We start from the raw sequence: 13,502 nt of genomic DNA, 5'->3' as shown, positions 1-13,502 counted from the left end.
TGCCGGTGGCTGGATCGGCGCGCGGCGATCGGCGAAGAAGAATGGCCCGCCTGACGGGCTGATTCCCCGTTTCGGCCAAGGAACAGGATCTCAACCGCATGCGGACAGTGCTCGTTGCGGCCGGCATGGCCCTCCTCTCCACGCTCGCCACCCCGGCCATCGCCCAGCAGGCCTCCACCCTCATCATCATGGACGGTTCGGGCTCAATGTGGGGCCGCATCGGCGGCCGGCCGAAGCTGGAGATCGCCCGCGAAACCGTGGCGCGGGTCCTGGCGACCATGCCGGCCAACCGGCGCCTCGGCCTGATGGCCTATGGCCACCGCTCCCGCGGCGACTGCGCCGATATCGAGTTGATCGTGCCGCCGGCCGCCGGCGGGGCCGCCGCGATCCGCGACGCCGTGGCGGCCATGCGCTTCCAGGGCCGCACGCCGCTGACCGAATCGCTCAGGCAGGCGGCCGAGGCGCTGCGCAGCACCGAGGAGCCCGCAACCGTCGTCCTGATCACCGACGGGATCGAAACCTGCAGTGCCGACCCCTGCGCGATGGCCAGCGACCTGAAGGCGGCCGGTGTCAGCTTCACCGCCCATGTCATCGGCTTCGGCCTGACCCGCCGCGAGGGCGCGCAGGTCGCTTGCATCGCCGCCAATACCGGCGGGCGCTATATCGAGGCGCGCGATGCGGGCGCGCTCGCGGGCGCCCTTGCCGAGGTTGTTGCGGCTGCTCCGGCGCCGTCAGCCGGAGCCCCGCCTGCCGCGGCTGCCGCCCCGCCGCCGGCACCCGAACCCGAGACCTCGCGCCACTTTCCCGGCGGGGAGATGATGACCGATGCGGCGCTGGCCCCGACCGGCGGTACGACCAGCGAGCCGATGCCCTATCCGGCCGAGCGGGCGTTTCCGCCGGAGGGCACGATCGCGCAGTGCCGGGCCCAGTGCGACGCCGACAGCGCCTGCGGCGCCTGGCGCTACGAGCCGAAGGGCAGTCATTTCGTCGATCATGCGCGCTGCCACATGTACAATTCCTCGGCCGAGTTCGACCTCGGCATGATGCGGCCGGAGGATGGCTGGGCCTCCGGCATGAAGCCGGGCGTGCGGAGCCTGATCCGGCCCTATCTGCCTCTCGGCACATCGACCTTTCCGGTGACGCTGGAAGTGCGCGGGCCGGTGGCGCCCGGCGCGGAGATCACGGTTCTGTGGGCGGGACCGGCGAATGCCCGTGACTGGGTCGACATCGTGCCGGCGGGACATGAGGGCACCGATGGTGCGCTCGCCCATTTCGACGTGAACGAAACGATCGAGCCCGGCGATGCGCTCCAGGGCGCCGGGACGCTGACGGCACCGGACCAGCCGGGAACCTATGAACTGCGCTATGTGCTGGCGCGGGAGATCGACCGCAGGGTGCTGCATCGCATAAGGGTGACGGTCGGCCCGCCACGCTGAGGGGCCGGGCTGCGGCTCCGGGGGGCTGAATGCGCATCCTGCTGGTCTATTGCCATCCCTGCCCGGAGAGCTTCACGGCCGCGATCCGCGACCGGGCCGTTGCCGCGCTGGCGGGCGCCGGCCACACGGTGGAGGTCGTCGATCTTCACGCCGAGGGCTTCAACCCGGTCATGGAGGCCGCGGAACGGCGCGACTACCACACGCCGGGGCTGAACGAGCAGCCGGTTGCCGCACATCTTGCCGCGCTGCGCCGGGCCGAGGGGCTGCTCTTCGTCTATCCGACCTGGTGGTATGGCCTGCCGGCCATGCTGAAGGGCTGGCTGGACCGGGTGTGGGTGCCGCATGCGACCTTCACCATGCCCGAGGACGGCAGGCCCATCGGCCGCGTTCTGACCGATATCCGCCTGGTGGCGGCCGTGTCCACGCTGGGTTCGCCGTGGTGGTGGTGGCGCTTCGTCATGTCCGAACCCGGTCGCCGGACCCTGCTGAGGGGATTGCGGCCGCTCGTCCATCCGCGCTGCCGGACGCTGTGGCTGGCGCTGCACGAGATCGATACGGCCAGCGCCGGGCAGCGCGAGGCGTTTCTCGAGAAGGTCGGGAACCGGCTGGGACGTGTGCGCTGAGCCCGCCTCAGTCGAACAGGCTTGACACGCTTTCCTCGGTGGCCGTGCGGGCGATCGCCTCGCCGATCAGGCTTGCGACCGACAGGGTGCGGATGTTGCGCGCCACGCGCACCGCCTCGGTCGGCTGGATGGAATCGGTGATGACCAGTTCCTTCAGCTTCGAGGCGGTGATGCGCGCCACGGCGCCGCCCGACAGCACGCCGTGGGTGATGTAGGCGGACACGTCCCTGGCGCCGCGGGCCAGCAGCGCCTCGGCGGCGTTCACCAGCGTGCCGCCTGAATCGATGATGTCGTCGACGAGGATGCAGCTCTTGCCTTCGACATCGCCGATGACGTTCATCACCTCGCTCTCGCCCGGGCGCTCGCGGCGCTTGTCGACAATGGCGAGCTGGGCGTCGATGCGCTTGGCCAGCGCGCGGGCGCGGACGACGCCGCCGACGTCGGGCGAGACGACCATCACGTCCGAGATGTCGCGGGTGTCCCGGATATCCTTGGCCAGCAGCGGCGCGGCGAACAGGTTGTCGGTCGGGATGTCGAAGAAGCCCTGGATCTGGCCGGCATGCAGGTCCAGCGTCATGACCCGGTCGGCGCCGGCGCGGGTGATGAGATTGGCCACCAGCTTGGCCGAGATGGGCGTGCGCGAGCCGGACCGGCGGTCCTGTCGAGCATAGCCGAAATAGGGGATGACCGCCGTGATGCGCTTGGCCGAGGACCGCCGCAGCGCGTCGCAGATGATCAGCACCTCCATCAGGTGGTCATTGGCCGGGAAGGACGTCGACTGGACGATATAGACGTCTTCGCCGCGCACGTTTTCCTGGATCTCGACGAAGATCTCCATGTCGGCGAAGCGCCGGACCGAAGCCTTCGTCAGCGGGGTGTTCAGGTAGGACCCGATCGCTTCGGCCAACGGACGGTTGGAGTTGCCGGCAACGATCTTGATCCCGGGTTTGCGCGACATCAGGCAGGTCTCGGCGGAGGCAAGGGTGGCGCCGTCATAGCAACCGCATCCCGACGCCACAATGCCGCAGCCTGGAAGTGTGCCATCCCATCAACAGGTGTGACGGTTGGGTGACTCGTCCGCCTCAGCCTGCCAGCGTGATCGCGGCGATGTGCCGGCCATAGTCCGGCTCCTTCCGGTGGGTCGCCCGGCGATAGGAGAAGAAGCGCTCCCCGTCCGCATAGGTGTCGAGCCCGAGGTCCTCGATGGCGGTGATGCCGGCGGCCGCGAGCCGGTGGGCGATGAAACCCGGCAGGTCGAACTGGGCGTGGCCGGGCTTCCCGGGCACGAAGAACCGGGCATGGCCGGCATCGGCGGCCGTGAACTGGGCGACGAAGGCATCCCCCACCTCATAGCTCGGCTGGCGAATCAGCGGGCCGATGGCTGCGACCATGGACCCGCGCCTTGCGCCGAGCCCCTCCATGGCGCCGATGGTCGCCTCCAGGACGCCCGACAGCGCGCCCTTCCAGCCGGCATGGGCGGCACCGACCACGCCGGCCCGGGGGTCTGCGAACAGGACCGGGCCGCAATCGGCGGTGGCCACCCCGCAGGCGATGCCGGGCGTTGCCGACACGACCGCATCGGCCCGCGGGCGGTCGCCGCCCGCATGAGGGCGGTCGGCCACGACCACGTCGGGCGAATGAATCTGGAAGCAGGAGATGAGGGCATCGGCCGTGACGCCGAGCGATTCGGCCATGCGCCGGCGGTTCTCGCGGACATTGTCCTGGCTGTCGTTGGAGCCGAGGCCGGCATTGAGCGAGCCATAGATGCCCGAGGAGACGCCGCCCTGCCGGGTGAAGAAGGCGTGGCGGATGCCGGGAAGGGCTGCGAGGGAGGGGGCTGTGACCTGCATCCCGTCAGCCAAAGCCGCTTCGCGGCGTCCTGTCAAACGGTGCCGTCCGAGGCAGGGATCACAAACGAAAAGGCGCGCCTTGCGGGCGCGCCCTGGTCGTCCGGATGGGTGTCTGGCAGGGCCAGTCTCAGAACTGGCGGGCCGGGGCGGCGGCGCCGGGAGCCGAAGGCGCCTGGCCGGCGGCCATCGGGGCACCGGGACGCGGGCGGCGCTCGGGACGCGGCTTCGGCTTGGGAGCGGGCAGGAGACCGTCACGCTGGGCCTGCTTGCGGGCGGCCTTGCGGGCGCGGCGCACGGCCTCGGCCTTCTCGCGGTTCTTGCGCTCGGACGGCTTCTCGTAGGCCTTGCGCTGCTTCATCTCGCGGAAAATGCCTTCACGCTGCATCTTCTTCTTCAGGACGCGCAGCGCCTGATCAACATTGTTGTCGCGAACGAGAACCTGCATGTCGTCTCCGGTCGAAAGTCAAAAGAATCGGTTCAGGCCGGCACGGCCGGCTTCTTGCGCCAGAGCTGGAAGCCGTTCTCGGCAATTCCAGCCTCGATGGCCGTGCGGCTCAATCCGTGCGGCGGCTTCTGGTCGCCGCGGACGACGCCGACATTGGTCCAGGGACCGAATTTCTCAGGAAGGTTGCCGCCGCGCGCGTCGGATGCGAAGCCAAACAGCAGATCCTTCGATCCTGACCGGAACATGAAGAGCCGGTTGGGATCGTCGCGATGGCTCGTTGCACGCATGACACACTTCCTATGGCTGAGGCCCAACAGGGCCAGAGCGGGGCCGCGCCCATCACAGGGTGCGAACCCGCCTCGCTGGACTGCACCAACCGCCGGTTCATCCGCGGTCGGTCGGGCTGTCCGAATTGCGTCAGTCGACGGCCTTCAGATTGTCAGCCGAGGACTTGCCCGACCGACGGTCGGCCACGACCTCGAAAGAGATCTTCTGGCCTTCGTTGAGGCCGTAGAGGCCAGCGCGCTCGACGGCGCTGATGTGAACGAACACGTCACTGCCCCCGGCATCCGGCTGGATAAAGCCGAAGCCCTTCTGGGAATTGAACCACTTCACGGTTCCGGTCTGCATAGGATAGTCCTTTCGCGGAGCGAGCTTAAGATAAACGACCCGCGTCACGCACGAGTAGTTGGTTTCACGTTTGCGAAGAGCTTTTGAGAGCGGTGCGCCGACTGTGCGACGCGGGGCCAAAAAAGAACGGCCGAAACGTGGGGGTTAGATATCCTGCCGGGCCGGAAAAATCAAGGAATATCTTTACCGGGCAGAAATCCGGTGCTTTCGCTGCTGGCCGGCTGCGGCCATCCGTAGCTGCTGCCGTCGCGCCACCCATGCCGGAAAGCCGTTGCCAGCCCCGTGCTCCGGGCTAGAGTTGGCGCTTCACAGACGGGCGGTACGGCCCGCGAACCAGAGGTGGAGTGGGATGTTGAATCGGTTTATCGCGGCGGCGGGGCTCGCCGCCATGGTGTTCGGCGCGGGTGCCGTCCAGGCGCAGACCATCGAGTGGCGCGGCGGCTCGATCGGCGGTGGCTGGTACACGATCGTCTCGGGCGCGGCCAAGCTCCTCGAGGACAAGGTGCCCGGTCTCACCGTCAAGGCCGTTCCCGGCGGCGGCGCGGCCAATCCCGTTGCGGTCCAGCAGGGCCAGGCCCAGATGGCCATGTCCATTGACATCTTCGCGGCCATGGCGGCGGCCGGCACCGGCACCTATCAGGGTCGCCCGGCGGCGGACAAGCTGCGCATGATCGGCCAGTCCTTCGGCGACACGCCCTATCACTTCATCCGCGCGCCGGGCCAGACCATGGACATCCCGACGCTGTTCCGCGAGGGCCGCAACATCCGCTTCGGCGGGGCCAACAATGGCGCGACCGACGAGATCGCGCTGCGCTGGCTGCTCGCCCTGTACGGCCAGACCTATGACAGCCTGCGCGCCCGCGGCTGGCGCTTCCAGCTCACCGCCTATGCCGACCTTGCCGCCGCCTATCGCGACAACCAGCTCGACTATGCCTTCTTCGCCCTGGGCCTGCCCGGTTCGGCGGTGGTCGACATGGCGACGGGCCGCGACGGCGAACTGCTGGACATCCCGCAGGAGGTGCTGGACGGCTTCAAGCAGCGCCACGGCATGGGCTCCGGCGTCATTCCGCCCGGCACCTATCCGCGGTTCCAGGGCACGCGCGAGGTGCGCACGCTGGTCATGGCGACGACGCTCGTGACCTCGTCCGACGTGTCCGAGGACATCGTCTACAAGATCACCAAGGCGATCTGCGAGAACGTCGCCGATCTGCCGCGCATCCACGCCTCGCTGAAGGACTATCGCTGCGAGACGGCGGTGGCCAACCGGCCGGTCCCGGTTCATCCGGGTGCCCTGCGCTACTATCGCGAGCGCGGCTGGGTCCAGGGCTGAACGGTCATCCGGTCCGTCCAGCAGGCCCGGGCCTCCCGGCCCGGGCCTTGCTTCATTCGCATTCCGACTTGGCGTCCTGCCGTGACCCCGGACTGATCCGATGCGCCTCCTGAAGGGCCCCGTCTTCTGGCTGGCGGGAGCAGTTGCCGTTGCCGCCGCGCTGTTCCACCTGTGGACCGGCGGCTTCGGCTTCCTGGAGCCGCGCGAGCAGCGCTCCGTCCACCTGCTTCTGCTGCTGCCGCTGGCCTTCATTCTCTATCCGGCCACGGCTGGCTCCCCGAAGGACCGGCCGACGCTCCTGGACGGCGTGCTGTCGGCGCTCGCCGTGCTGCCGAGCCTCTATTCCTATTCCTGCGCCAATGGCGGGGCCTATTGCGCCTCGATCATCAACTTGCGCTTCGAGACGGTGGATCCGGTCTTCCCCGTCGAGTTCTGGCTGGGGGCGCTGGCCATCGTCCTCATCATCGAGGCGCTCAGGCGGGCCGTAGCACCGGCGCTTGCCCTGCTGGTCTCCATCGGCATGGTCTATCTGTTCGTCACGGAATACATGCCGGGCATCCTGCATTTCCGCGACATCCCGACGAGCCAGATCATCGAGACGATGTATCTGTTCAATTCGATGGGCATCTACGGGTCGATCACCGGCATCTCGGCGACCATGGTCGCCATGTTCATCATCTTCGGCGCCTTCATCGAGGGCTCGGGCGTCGGCCGTCTGTTCCACAATCTCGGCATGGCAGCGGCCGGACGGCAGGCGGGCGGGCCGGCCAAGGTGGCGGTTGTCTCCTCCGGCCTATTCGGCACGATCTCCGGGTCGTCGGTCGCCAACGTGTTCACGACCGGCTCCTTCACCATCCCCGCCATGATCCGCAACGGCTACCGGCCGGCCTTCGCCGCCGGCACCGAGGCGGCGGCCTCCGTCGGCGGGCAGATCATGCCGCCGGTCATGGGGGCCGGCGCCTTCGTCATGGCCGAGATCACCAACATCCCCTACCAGACCATCGCGCTGGCGGCCCTTGCCGGGTCGATGCTCTATGTCTTCATGATCCTCATCAGCGTGCATTTCGAGGCGCGCAAGCTCAGGCTCGCCGGCTGCGATCCCTCGGAAATCCCGACCTGGGGCGAGGTGCTGCGCGACATGCACCTGCTCATCCCGGTCTTCGTCATGATCGGCACCATGGTGATGGGCTATTCGCCCACCTTCGCGGCCTTCTGGGGCATTGTCGCGGTGCTGCCGGCCTCGTGGCTGCGGACCCATACGCGGCTCTATCCGCGCGACCTCGTGCGGATGCTGGCAGCCGGCGGGCGCAACATGGTGGTGGTCGCGCTCGCCTGCGCGGGCGCGGGCATGTTCGTCGCCTGCCTGACCGTCACCGGCATGGTCATCTCCTTCTCGACCGTGGTGACCGGCCTTGCCGGCGACAGCCTCTACATGGCCGGCTTCCTGGTGGCGCTGACGGTGCTGATCCTCGGCATGGGCGTGCCGACGACGGCCGCCTACATCATCGGGGCGGCCATCGGCGCGCCGATCCTGCAGCAGTTCGGCGTGCCGGTGCTGGCCTCGCACATGTTCGTCTTCTACTTCTCGATCCTCGCCGATGCGACGCCGCCGGTCTCGGTCGCCTCCTATGCGGCCGCGTCGATCGCGCGGTGCAGTCCGATGGCGGCGGGTGTCACGGCCTTCCGGCTGGCGATCGCCGGCTTCCTCATCGGCTTCTCCTACCTGCATTCCAACTCGCTGCTGATGCAGGACACCTGGCACGAATTCGTCAGCGAGTTCACCGTCAACGCGGCGGCGCTGACCCTGATGGCCGCCGGCTTCTTCGGGTTCTTCCGGGCGCCGGTGCCGACGATCCTGCGCTTCGTACTGGTGCCGCTGGGCGTTGCGCTGGTGCTGGTCGATGCCGTGCCCGCCTGGTGGCGGCTCGCCATCGCCATTCTCGTGTGCGTTGGCCTCTACCTCTTCCAGAAGGCGGCGGCCGGACGGGAAGACATCATCCTCGCTGATGAGGCGTCCGTGCGTGCCGAGGCCCGGCTGGGCAAGGAAATCTCCTCCCGATGACTATCGACAGATTGCAGATCCGGCTGGTTCGCTGGCCGCTGAAGATGACGCGCAAGCACGGTGTCGGCGACATCGCCGACACGCTGCCGGGGGTCATCGTCTCGCTGCAGACGCGCGAGGGCCTGACCGGCTGGGGAGAGGCTGCGCCGTGGTCGGTGTTTTCCGGCACGGCGGAAGCGGCGGTTTCGGCGCTCGACGTCTATCTGCGTCCGCTGGTCATCGGCCGCGCGCCGGCCGAGGCGGCACGCATCATGGCGGAAGCCGACCGCGTTCTTGTCGGCCATCCGGAGGCCAAGATGGCGCTCGACATGGCGCTGCAGGATTTGCGCGGCCAGTTGGCCGGGGTGCCGGTTGCCGACCTGCTCGGCGGGGTGTTCCGTCGAAACATCCCGCTCTCCGTCTCCATCGCCGATCCGGATTTCGACGCCGATCTGGATTTTGCCCGGTCGCGGCTGGCCGAGGGCGTGCGGCTGTTCAAGGTCAAGACCGGCTTTTCCACCCATGCCGAGGACCTGAGACGGCTGGAGCGGCTGACCGCCATCCTGCCTGCGGATGCCTCGCTGCGGGTCGACTACAATCAGGGGCTGGAGACGGTGGACGCCATCCGCACGCTCCGCGACGTGGAGGCCTTCCGCCCGGCCTTCATCGAGCAGCCGGTGGCGCGCGACCGGCGCGATGCGATGGCCGAGATCACCCGCGCTCTCGACACGCCGATCCTCGCCGACGAGAGCGTGTTTTCGCCGGAGGAGGCGGTGGAATGCGCCCGCGCGCGCTTTGCCGACGCCATCTCGATCAAGCTGATGAAGGCGGGCTCGTTCGCGAAGGCCAGGGCGATCGCCGCCATTGCAGGCGCGGCCGGCATGCCCTGCTATGGCGGCACCATGTATGAGGCCGGCATCGCCCTGACCGCCGGCATCCATTTCGCCGCCTCGACGCCCGCCATGACGCTGGGCGCGGAATATTACACCTCCGCCTTCGTGCTCGGCACGGAGATCCTTGCGCAGCCGGTGCGGCTGGAGGCCGGCGCGTCCTGGCTGCCGGAGGGAACGGGGCTCGGCATCGCCGTGAACGAGGCAGCCCTTGCCGGCGTCACGGTGGAAAGCCGCGGCTAGGCCGCGTCAGGCAACCTGAGCGTTCGGACCGGCCAGTTCGCTGGCAAGGCCACGGGCGAATTCCGGATAGGTCTCGGCAAGCTCCCCGAGCACGCGCCCGCGCAGCAGCGCCAGGATGTCGGCATCCGGATCGGGCGTTTCGGCGGCCTGTCCGTCGTGGTCGAAGGCAAAGCCGGTGGCCGCGATAACCTCCTCCAGCGTGTGGCCGGGATGGACCGAGGTCAGGCGGAAGCGGCGCCTGTCCTTGTCGAAGGCGAACAGCGCGAGGCTCGTCAGCAGCGCATGCGGCCCGCCGGATCGGTAGGTGCCAGCCTCGCTGGTGCCGGGGGCGGACACGAAATCGACCTTTTCGACGAAGACGCGCGGGGAATGTTCCTCGCGGAACAGGATCACCCGCGGGACGACGAAATAGAGATAGCTGGAGCCGAAGGAGCCGGGCCAGCGAACCGGCGTTGCCGGATAGTCGCCGGTGCCGACCAGGTTGATATTCGCCTCGCCGTCGATCTGGCCGCCGCCGAGGAAGAAGGCGTCGATCCGGCCCTGTCCGGCGCAGTCGAACAGCTCCACCGAACCGTTGGTGAAGAAGTTGTTCTCGCGCGAGCCGAGGATGGAGATGCGCACCCGCGGGCGGCCGTCGCGCTCGGCGAGCGCCCGCAGCAGCATGGCGCCGGCCGCCGGGATCGGTGAGGAGGCGCCGACAGCGACGTGGCGGACGCCCTCCAGCAGGCCGGCAATGCTGACGATCAGGCGCTCACGCGGCAGGACTGGGCTCACCGCGCGACCTCCAGCACGCGGTCGGCGCCGTCGAGGAAGGCGCGGAAGCCTTCCCGGCTGCGGGCGGCTTCGGCATAGGTCCGGATCGCGGCCATGTCGGCGGGATATTCGTTCCACAGGCCGATGGGGGCGGCCCCGCCGGGGGCGAGCGCGATGCCCTCGACATAGAGCGCGGGCAGGGCGCCTGCGGCCAGCGTCTCGTCGGCGAACAGGCTGTCCTCGACGATGCGCTCCACCGTCACGAATGTGCGCTCGGAGGCATAGGCGAGGCTCGCCAGTTCCCGGCGCCGGCCGACCCAGACATTGCCGTCGCGGTCGGCGAAGGGGCAGTGGAAGACGGTGACGTCCGGGCGGATGGCCGGAATGGCGACGATCGGGTCCGGCGCGTCCGCGAAGGGGTTCTGGATCACCTTCCAGTCCGGTCGGTTGGCGAGCAGGTCGGTGCCGATCATGCCGCGCAGGGTGGCGAAGGGCACGCCCTTCTGGGCCGCCAGGAAGCCGGCATGGACGGCCGGGCAGGTGCCGTCCATGACGCGGATGGAGCCGTCCTTGACGGCGCGCTGGAAGCAGGGCGCACCACCCGCCTCGCCGAGCGTCATGGCGCTGGTCTCGATGGTGGCGACCAGCCCCGCGCCGATCAGCATGTCGGGCTGCATGCCGCCGGTCGGCAGGCAGACGATATGCAGGCGCTGCGGCGCGCGGGCGATGATCGGCCGCGTCAGCGCCATGGAGACGCCGGCATAGTCGACCGGCAGAGCGAGCTTCGCGCCGTCGGGAATCGCGGCGGCGATCTCATCGAGGGTGAGGATGGTGCTCATGGCGGCCTCCCTGTGCCCGGTCCTGCCGACGGGCTGCGGCCACACTATGCCAGAGCCGGCCCCGGTGCCGCAGGGGGCCTTTCGGGCAGGAGCAATTCGCCCCCCGGCGTCCTACCAGACGGGCCGAAGTCCGGGCGAATGGACCAGCACGGCCTTGAACAGGGCGCCCATGCCGGCGGGTGCCGGATCGACCAGCCGCTCGACACCCGACCGGATCGTCTCGAAGGCGGCCGGATTGGCGCGCGCCAGCGCCTCGGCCCGGGCGGCAAGCCCGAGGCGGAACAGCAGGTCGCGCTGGGTGAGCGGCGGGGCGACGTCAAGTCCAGCCGTCGTCATGGTCCGCGCGAAGGCAGCGAAGTCGACATGGGCCGTGAGGTCGGCGTGGCCCGGTTCGGCCAGCGGGTCCGCGAAGGCATGGGCCTTCACCGCCTGCAGCGTCTCGCCATGGGCCGACGCCAGGTGGCCATAGTCGATGAACAGCGCGGCCAGCGGGCCAGCGGCGGCACGGGCGGCGAGAGCGTCCGCGATCGCCGAAAAGGCCGGGCAGAGCTCGAAGACGCTGCCGGCCGGCGCCTGTCGCAGGGGCTCGGGCACCAGTGCCGGCGGCAGCGGATCGGGGGCGAGGCCGAAGGCGAAGGCGCCCCCGGCATCCAGCCCAACGACCCGCTCGCGCCAGCCGCGCTCCGTCATGACCAGTTGCCGGACGGGCAGGGCATCGAGAAACTCGTTGGCGACGAGGATTGTCGCGCCCGCCGGCACGGTTTCGAGGTCGTCGTGCCACGATGCGGAGGCGCCGGTGGCATGAAGCGCCTCGCGCTGGTGCTCGCGCAGCCGCGGCGAGGTTTCCACCAGGTGGATGTCGAGGGCGCCGGCAAAGTCCGGCATGGACCGGGCAGCGCGCAGGAGGTCGGCCATCAGCGTGCCCCGGCCGGGGCCGAGCTCGACGAGCCGCAGCGGGGAGGGCTGGCCCATGGCCTGCCAGGTCGCCGCCGCGAAGGCGCCGATCAGTTCGCCGAAGACCTGGCTGATCTCGGGGGCCGTGACGAAATCGCCGGCCGCACCGAAGGGCTCGCGGGCGCGGTAATAGCCGTGGCGCGGATGGCCGAGGCAGAGCGCCATGTAGCGCGAAACCGGGATTGGGCCCTCGGCCGCAATGAGGTCCTTCAGCTCGCGTCCGAGCGGCGTGTCGCCCGTGCTCATGCGGTCCGGCGGGAGCGCAGCACCAGCCAGAGCCCTGCCAGGACGAGCGGCACCGACAGCAACTGGCCCATGGTGGCGCCCGCGAACAGGAAGCCGAGCTGCGGGTCCGGCTGGCGGAACAATTCACCGAAGGCGCGGGCAAGGCCGTAGCCGATGCCGAAACAGCCGGCCATGAAGCCGGGGCGCTTCAGCCCGCCGGAGCGGGCGATGAGCAGCAGCACCGCGAACAGCACGAGACCCTCGGTCAGGGCCTGATAGATCTGGCTCGGATGGCGGGGCTCCGGCCCGGCGCCGGGGAAGATCACCGCCCAGGGCACGTCGGCAACGCGGCCCCACAGTTCGCCATTGACGAAATTGGCGATGCGGCCGAGCGCGATGCCGAGCGGCGCGACGATGGCGGCAAGGTCGATGAGGGCGGGGAAGGAATAGCCGTTGCGGCGGGCATAGATCCACAGGCCCAGTACGCAGCCGACAATGCCGCCGTGGAAGGCCATGCCGCCTTGCCAGACGGCGAAGATCTGCGAGGGGTTCGCGATGTAATGGTCGAAATTGTAGATGAAGACGAAGGCGAGGCGGCCCCCGAGAATGCCGACGAGTGCGGCCCAGACAATGGCGTCGTCGATGGCGGCGGGCGGAAACGGCGAGCGGTTCTCCGGCCAGAGCGAGGCGGTCGCGACAAGGCGCCGGGCGAGCCACCAGCCGGCCAGGAAGCCGCCGATATAGGCCAGGGCATACCAGCGGATGGCGAAGGGGCCGAGCTGGATCAGGACGGGATCGATGGCGGGAAAGGGGATGGCGAGCACCGGCATGGGCGCGGTGTGCCTGCCGGGCGGGGCAAGGTCAAGGCGGCCGGCCGGATCGGCGCTGCGGGTTCGGCTCTTGCGCGCGGCCCCTGCCATGCCCATACCCTGCCTGAACCAGGAGCCTTCGCCATGACCCAGACCACTGACCGCATCGCCGATGAATTCGCCAAGTTCCTCACCGATGCCGCCGGCTTCGCGCAGGGCATGAAGCGGGAGGCCGATACCTTCGTGAAGACCCAGGCCGAGCACTTCCTGCGCGATCTCGACCTGCCGAGCCGCGAGGAGTTCGAGGCGGTCCGCGACATGGCGGTGAAGGCGCGCGAGGAGAACGAGGCGCTCAAGGAGCGCATCGCCGCGCTGGAGGAGATGCTGAAGGCGGCTTCAAAGCCAAAGAAGGCGGAGAAGGGCGAGAAGTGAGC

The 13,502-nt window shown here is 69.2% G+C and carries 15 protein-coding genes; 6 read left to right on the top strand and 9 right to left on the bottom strand.

Going from position 1 to position 13,502, the window contains the following annotated elements:
- The first annotated feature begins 98 nt into the window (after positions 1 to 98).
- Together ACTIFS_RS13200 and ACTIFS_RS13195 are read left to right on the top strand one after the other, a co-directional pair.
- Positions 99 to 1,436, top strand: a complete 1,338-nt coding sequence (locus tag ACTIFS_RS13200; protein ID WP_439574571.1) for a vWA domain-containing protein — start codon at positions 99 to 101, stop codon at positions 1,434 to 1,436.
- A 29-nt stretch (positions 1,437 to 1,465) separates the two neighbouring features.
- Positions 1,466 to 2,059: an NAD(P)H-dependent oxidoreductase gene (locus tag ACTIFS_RS13195; protein ID WP_439574570.1), complete on the top strand. Its 594-nt coding sequence runs from the start codon at positions 1,466 to 1,468 to the stop codon at positions 2,057 to 2,059.
- Positions 2,060 to 2,066: 7 nt separating this feature from the next.
- Here the strand turns inward: ACTIFS_RS13195 and ACTIFS_RS13190 are convergent, their stop codons facing one another.
- The 5 genes from ACTIFS_RS13190 to ACTIFS_RS13170 all read right to left on the bottom strand — a co-directional run bounded on the left by ACTIFS_RS13190 (position 2,067) and on the right by ACTIFS_RS13170 (position 4,984).
- Positions 2,067 to 3,017 carry a ribose-phosphate pyrophosphokinase gene (locus tag ACTIFS_RS13190; protein WP_439574569.1) on the bottom strand — a complete coding sequence of 317 codons (951 nt, stop codon included), beginning with the start codon at positions 3,015 to 3,017 and terminating at the stop codon, positions 2,067 to 2,069.
- Between the two features lie 124 nt (positions 3,018 to 3,141).
- Positions 3,142 to 3,909: a peptidoglycan editing factor PgeF gene (pgeF, locus tag ACTIFS_RS13185; RefSeq protein WP_439574568.1), complete on the bottom strand. Its 768-nt coding sequence runs from the start codon at positions 3,907 to 3,909 to the stop codon at positions 3,142 to 3,144.
- Between the two features lie 127 nt (positions 3,910 to 4,036).
- On the bottom strand, positions 4,037 to 4,354 hold the full coding sequence (gene rpsU / locus ACTIFS_RS13180; RefSeq protein ID WP_439574567.1) for a 30S ribosomal protein S21: 318 nt from the start codon (positions 4,352 to 4,354) through the stop codon (positions 4,037 to 4,039).
- Positions 4,355 to 4,386: 32 nt separating this feature from the next.
- Positions 4,387 to 4,641 (bottom strand): hypothetical protein, encoded by a 255-nt coding sequence (locus ACTIFS_RS13175; RefSeq protein ID WP_439574566.1) that lies wholly within the window; start codon positions 4,639 to 4,641, stop codon positions 4,387 to 4,389.
- A 130-nt stretch (positions 4,642 to 4,771) separates the two neighbouring features.
- The gene (locus tag ACTIFS_RS13170) at positions 4,772 to 4,984 is read right to left on the bottom strand and encodes a cold-shock protein (RefSeq protein ID WP_439574565.1); all 213 of its coding nucleotides are present in this window, start codon (positions 4,982 to 4,984) and stop codon (positions 4,772 to 4,774) included.
- Positions 4,985 to 5,333: 349 nt separating this feature from the next.
- Here ACTIFS_RS13170 and ACTIFS_RS13165 point away from each other — a divergent pair, with 349 nt between their 5' ends.
- From ACTIFS_RS13165 to ACTIFS_RS13155, 3 genes are all read left to right on the top strand, one after another.
- Positions 5,334 to 6,314 (top strand): TAXI family TRAP transporter solute-binding subunit, encoded by a 981-nt coding sequence (locus ACTIFS_RS13165; protein WP_439574564.1) that lies wholly within the window; start codon positions 5,334 to 5,336, stop codon positions 6,312 to 6,314.
- A 100-nt stretch (positions 6,315 to 6,414) separates the two neighbouring features.
- The gene (locus ACTIFS_RS13160) at positions 6,415 to 8,376 is read left to right on the top strand and encodes a TRAP transporter permease (protein WP_439574563.1); all 1,962 of its coding nucleotides are present in this window, start codon (positions 6,415 to 6,417) and stop codon (positions 8,374 to 8,376) included.
- Entirely contained in the window at positions 8,373 to 9,488 is a 1,116-nt protein-coding gene (locus tag ACTIFS_RS13155) for an enolase C-terminal domain-like protein (protein WP_439574562.1), read from the top strand. The genes ACTIFS_RS13160 and ACTIFS_RS13155 overlap by 4 nt, the downstream gene beginning before the upstream one ends.
- A 6-nt stretch (positions 9,489 to 9,494) precedes the next feature.
- Here the strand turns inward: ACTIFS_RS13155 and ACTIFS_RS13150 are convergent, their stop codons facing one another.
- The 4 genes from ACTIFS_RS13150 to lgt all read right to left on the bottom strand — a co-directional run bounded on the left by ACTIFS_RS13150 (position 9,495) and on the right by lgt (position 13,179).
- On the bottom strand, positions 9,495 to 10,262 hold the full coding sequence (locus ACTIFS_RS13150; protein ID WP_439574561.1) for a CoA-transferase: 768 nt from the start codon (positions 10,260 to 10,262) through the stop codon (positions 9,495 to 9,497).
- Positions 10,259 to 11,080: a CoA transferase subunit A gene (locus tag ACTIFS_RS13145; protein WP_439574560.1), complete on the bottom strand. Its 822-nt coding sequence runs from the start codon at positions 11,078 to 11,080 to the stop codon at positions 10,259 to 10,261. The genes ACTIFS_RS13150 and ACTIFS_RS13145 overlap by 4 nt, the downstream gene beginning before the upstream one ends.
- 111 nt (positions 11,081 to 11,191) lie before the next feature.
- On the bottom strand, positions 11,192 to 12,280 hold the full coding sequence (locus tag ACTIFS_RS13140; protein WP_439574559.1) for a class I SAM-dependent methyltransferase: 1,089 nt from the start codon (positions 12,278 to 12,280) through the stop codon (positions 11,192 to 11,194).
- Positions 12,277 to 13,179: a prolipoprotein diacylglyceryl transferase gene (gene lgt / locus ACTIFS_RS13135; protein WP_439574558.1), complete on the bottom strand. Its 903-nt coding sequence runs from the start codon at positions 13,177 to 13,179 to the stop codon at positions 12,277 to 12,279. Before lgt ends, ACTIFS_RS13140 begins: the two co-directional genes overlap by 4 nt.
- Before the next feature lie 33 nt (positions 13,180 to 13,212).
- Here lgt and ACTIFS_RS13130 point away from each other — a divergent pair, with 33 nt between their 5' ends.
- Positions 13,213 to 13,500 carry an accessory factor UbiK family protein gene (locus tag ACTIFS_RS13130; protein WP_439574557.1) on the top strand — a complete coding sequence of 96 codons (288 nt, stop codon included), beginning with the start codon at positions 13,213 to 13,215 and terminating at the stop codon, positions 13,498 to 13,500.
- Positions 13,501 to 13,502 lie beyond the last annotated feature (2 nt).

Source organism: Phreatobacter sp., from assembly GCF_051860605.1.
GTDB lineage: Bacteria > Pseudomonadota > Alphaproteobacteria > Rhizobiales > Phreatobacteraceae > Phreatobacter.
Note: the sequence above shows the minus strand (reverse complement) of the source record. Positions and strands in the feature narration are given on the sequence as shown.

Coding starts and splice junctions, on each gene's coding strand:
- ACTIFS_RS13155 (WP_439574562.1), top strand. CDS start 8,373: ATGACTATCGACAGATTGCAGATCCGGCTGGTTCGCTGGCCGCTGAAG.
- rpsU (WP_439574567.1), bottom strand. CDS start 4,354: ATGCAGGTTCTCGTTCGCGACAACAATGTTGATCAGGCGCTGCGCGTC.
- ACTIFS_RS13195 (WP_439574570.1), top strand. CDS start 1,466: ATGCGCATCCTGCTGGTCTATTGCCATCCCTGCCCGGAGAGCTTCACG.
- ACTIFS_RS13140 (WP_439574559.1), bottom strand. CDS start 12,280: ATGAGCACGGGCGACACGCCGCTCGGACGCGAGCTGAAGGACCTCATT.
- ACTIFS_RS13145 (WP_439574560.1), bottom strand. CDS start 11,080: ATGAGCACCATCCTCACCCTCGATGAGATCGCCGCCGCGATTCCCGAC.
- ACTIFS_RS13165 (WP_439574564.1), top strand. CDS start 5,334: ATGTTGAATCGGTTTATCGCGGCGGCGGGGCTCGCCGCCATGGTGTTC.
- ACTIFS_RS13130 (WP_439574557.1), top strand. CDS start 13,213: ATGACCCAGACCACTGACCGCATCGCCGATGAATTCGCCAAGTTCCTC.
- lgt (WP_439574558.1), bottom strand. CDS start 13,179: ATGGCAGGGGCCGCGCGCAAGAGCCGAACCCGCAGCGCCGATCCGGCC.
- ACTIFS_RS13175 (WP_439574566.1), bottom strand. CDS start 4,641: ATGCGTGCAACGAGCCATCGCGACGATCCCAACCGGCTCTTCATGTTC.
- ACTIFS_RS13170 (WP_439574565.1), bottom strand. CDS start 4,984: ATGCAGACCGGAACCGTGAAGTGGTTCAATTCCCAGAAGGGCTTCGGC.
- ACTIFS_RS13200 (WP_439574571.1), top strand. CDS start 99: ATGCGGACAGTGCTCGTTGCGGCCGGCATGGCCCTCCTCTCCACGCTC.
- ACTIFS_RS13160 (WP_439574563.1), top strand. CDS start 6,415: ATGCGCCTCCTGAAGGGCCCCGTCTTCTGGCTGGCGGGAGCAGTTGCC.
- ACTIFS_RS13190 (WP_439574569.1), bottom strand. CDS start 3,017: ATGTCGCGCAAACCCGGGATCAAGATCGTTGCCGGCAACTCCAACCGT.
- pgeF (WP_439574568.1), bottom strand. CDS start 3,909: ATGCAGGTCACAGCCCCCTCCCTCGCAGCCCTTCCCGGCATCCGCCAC.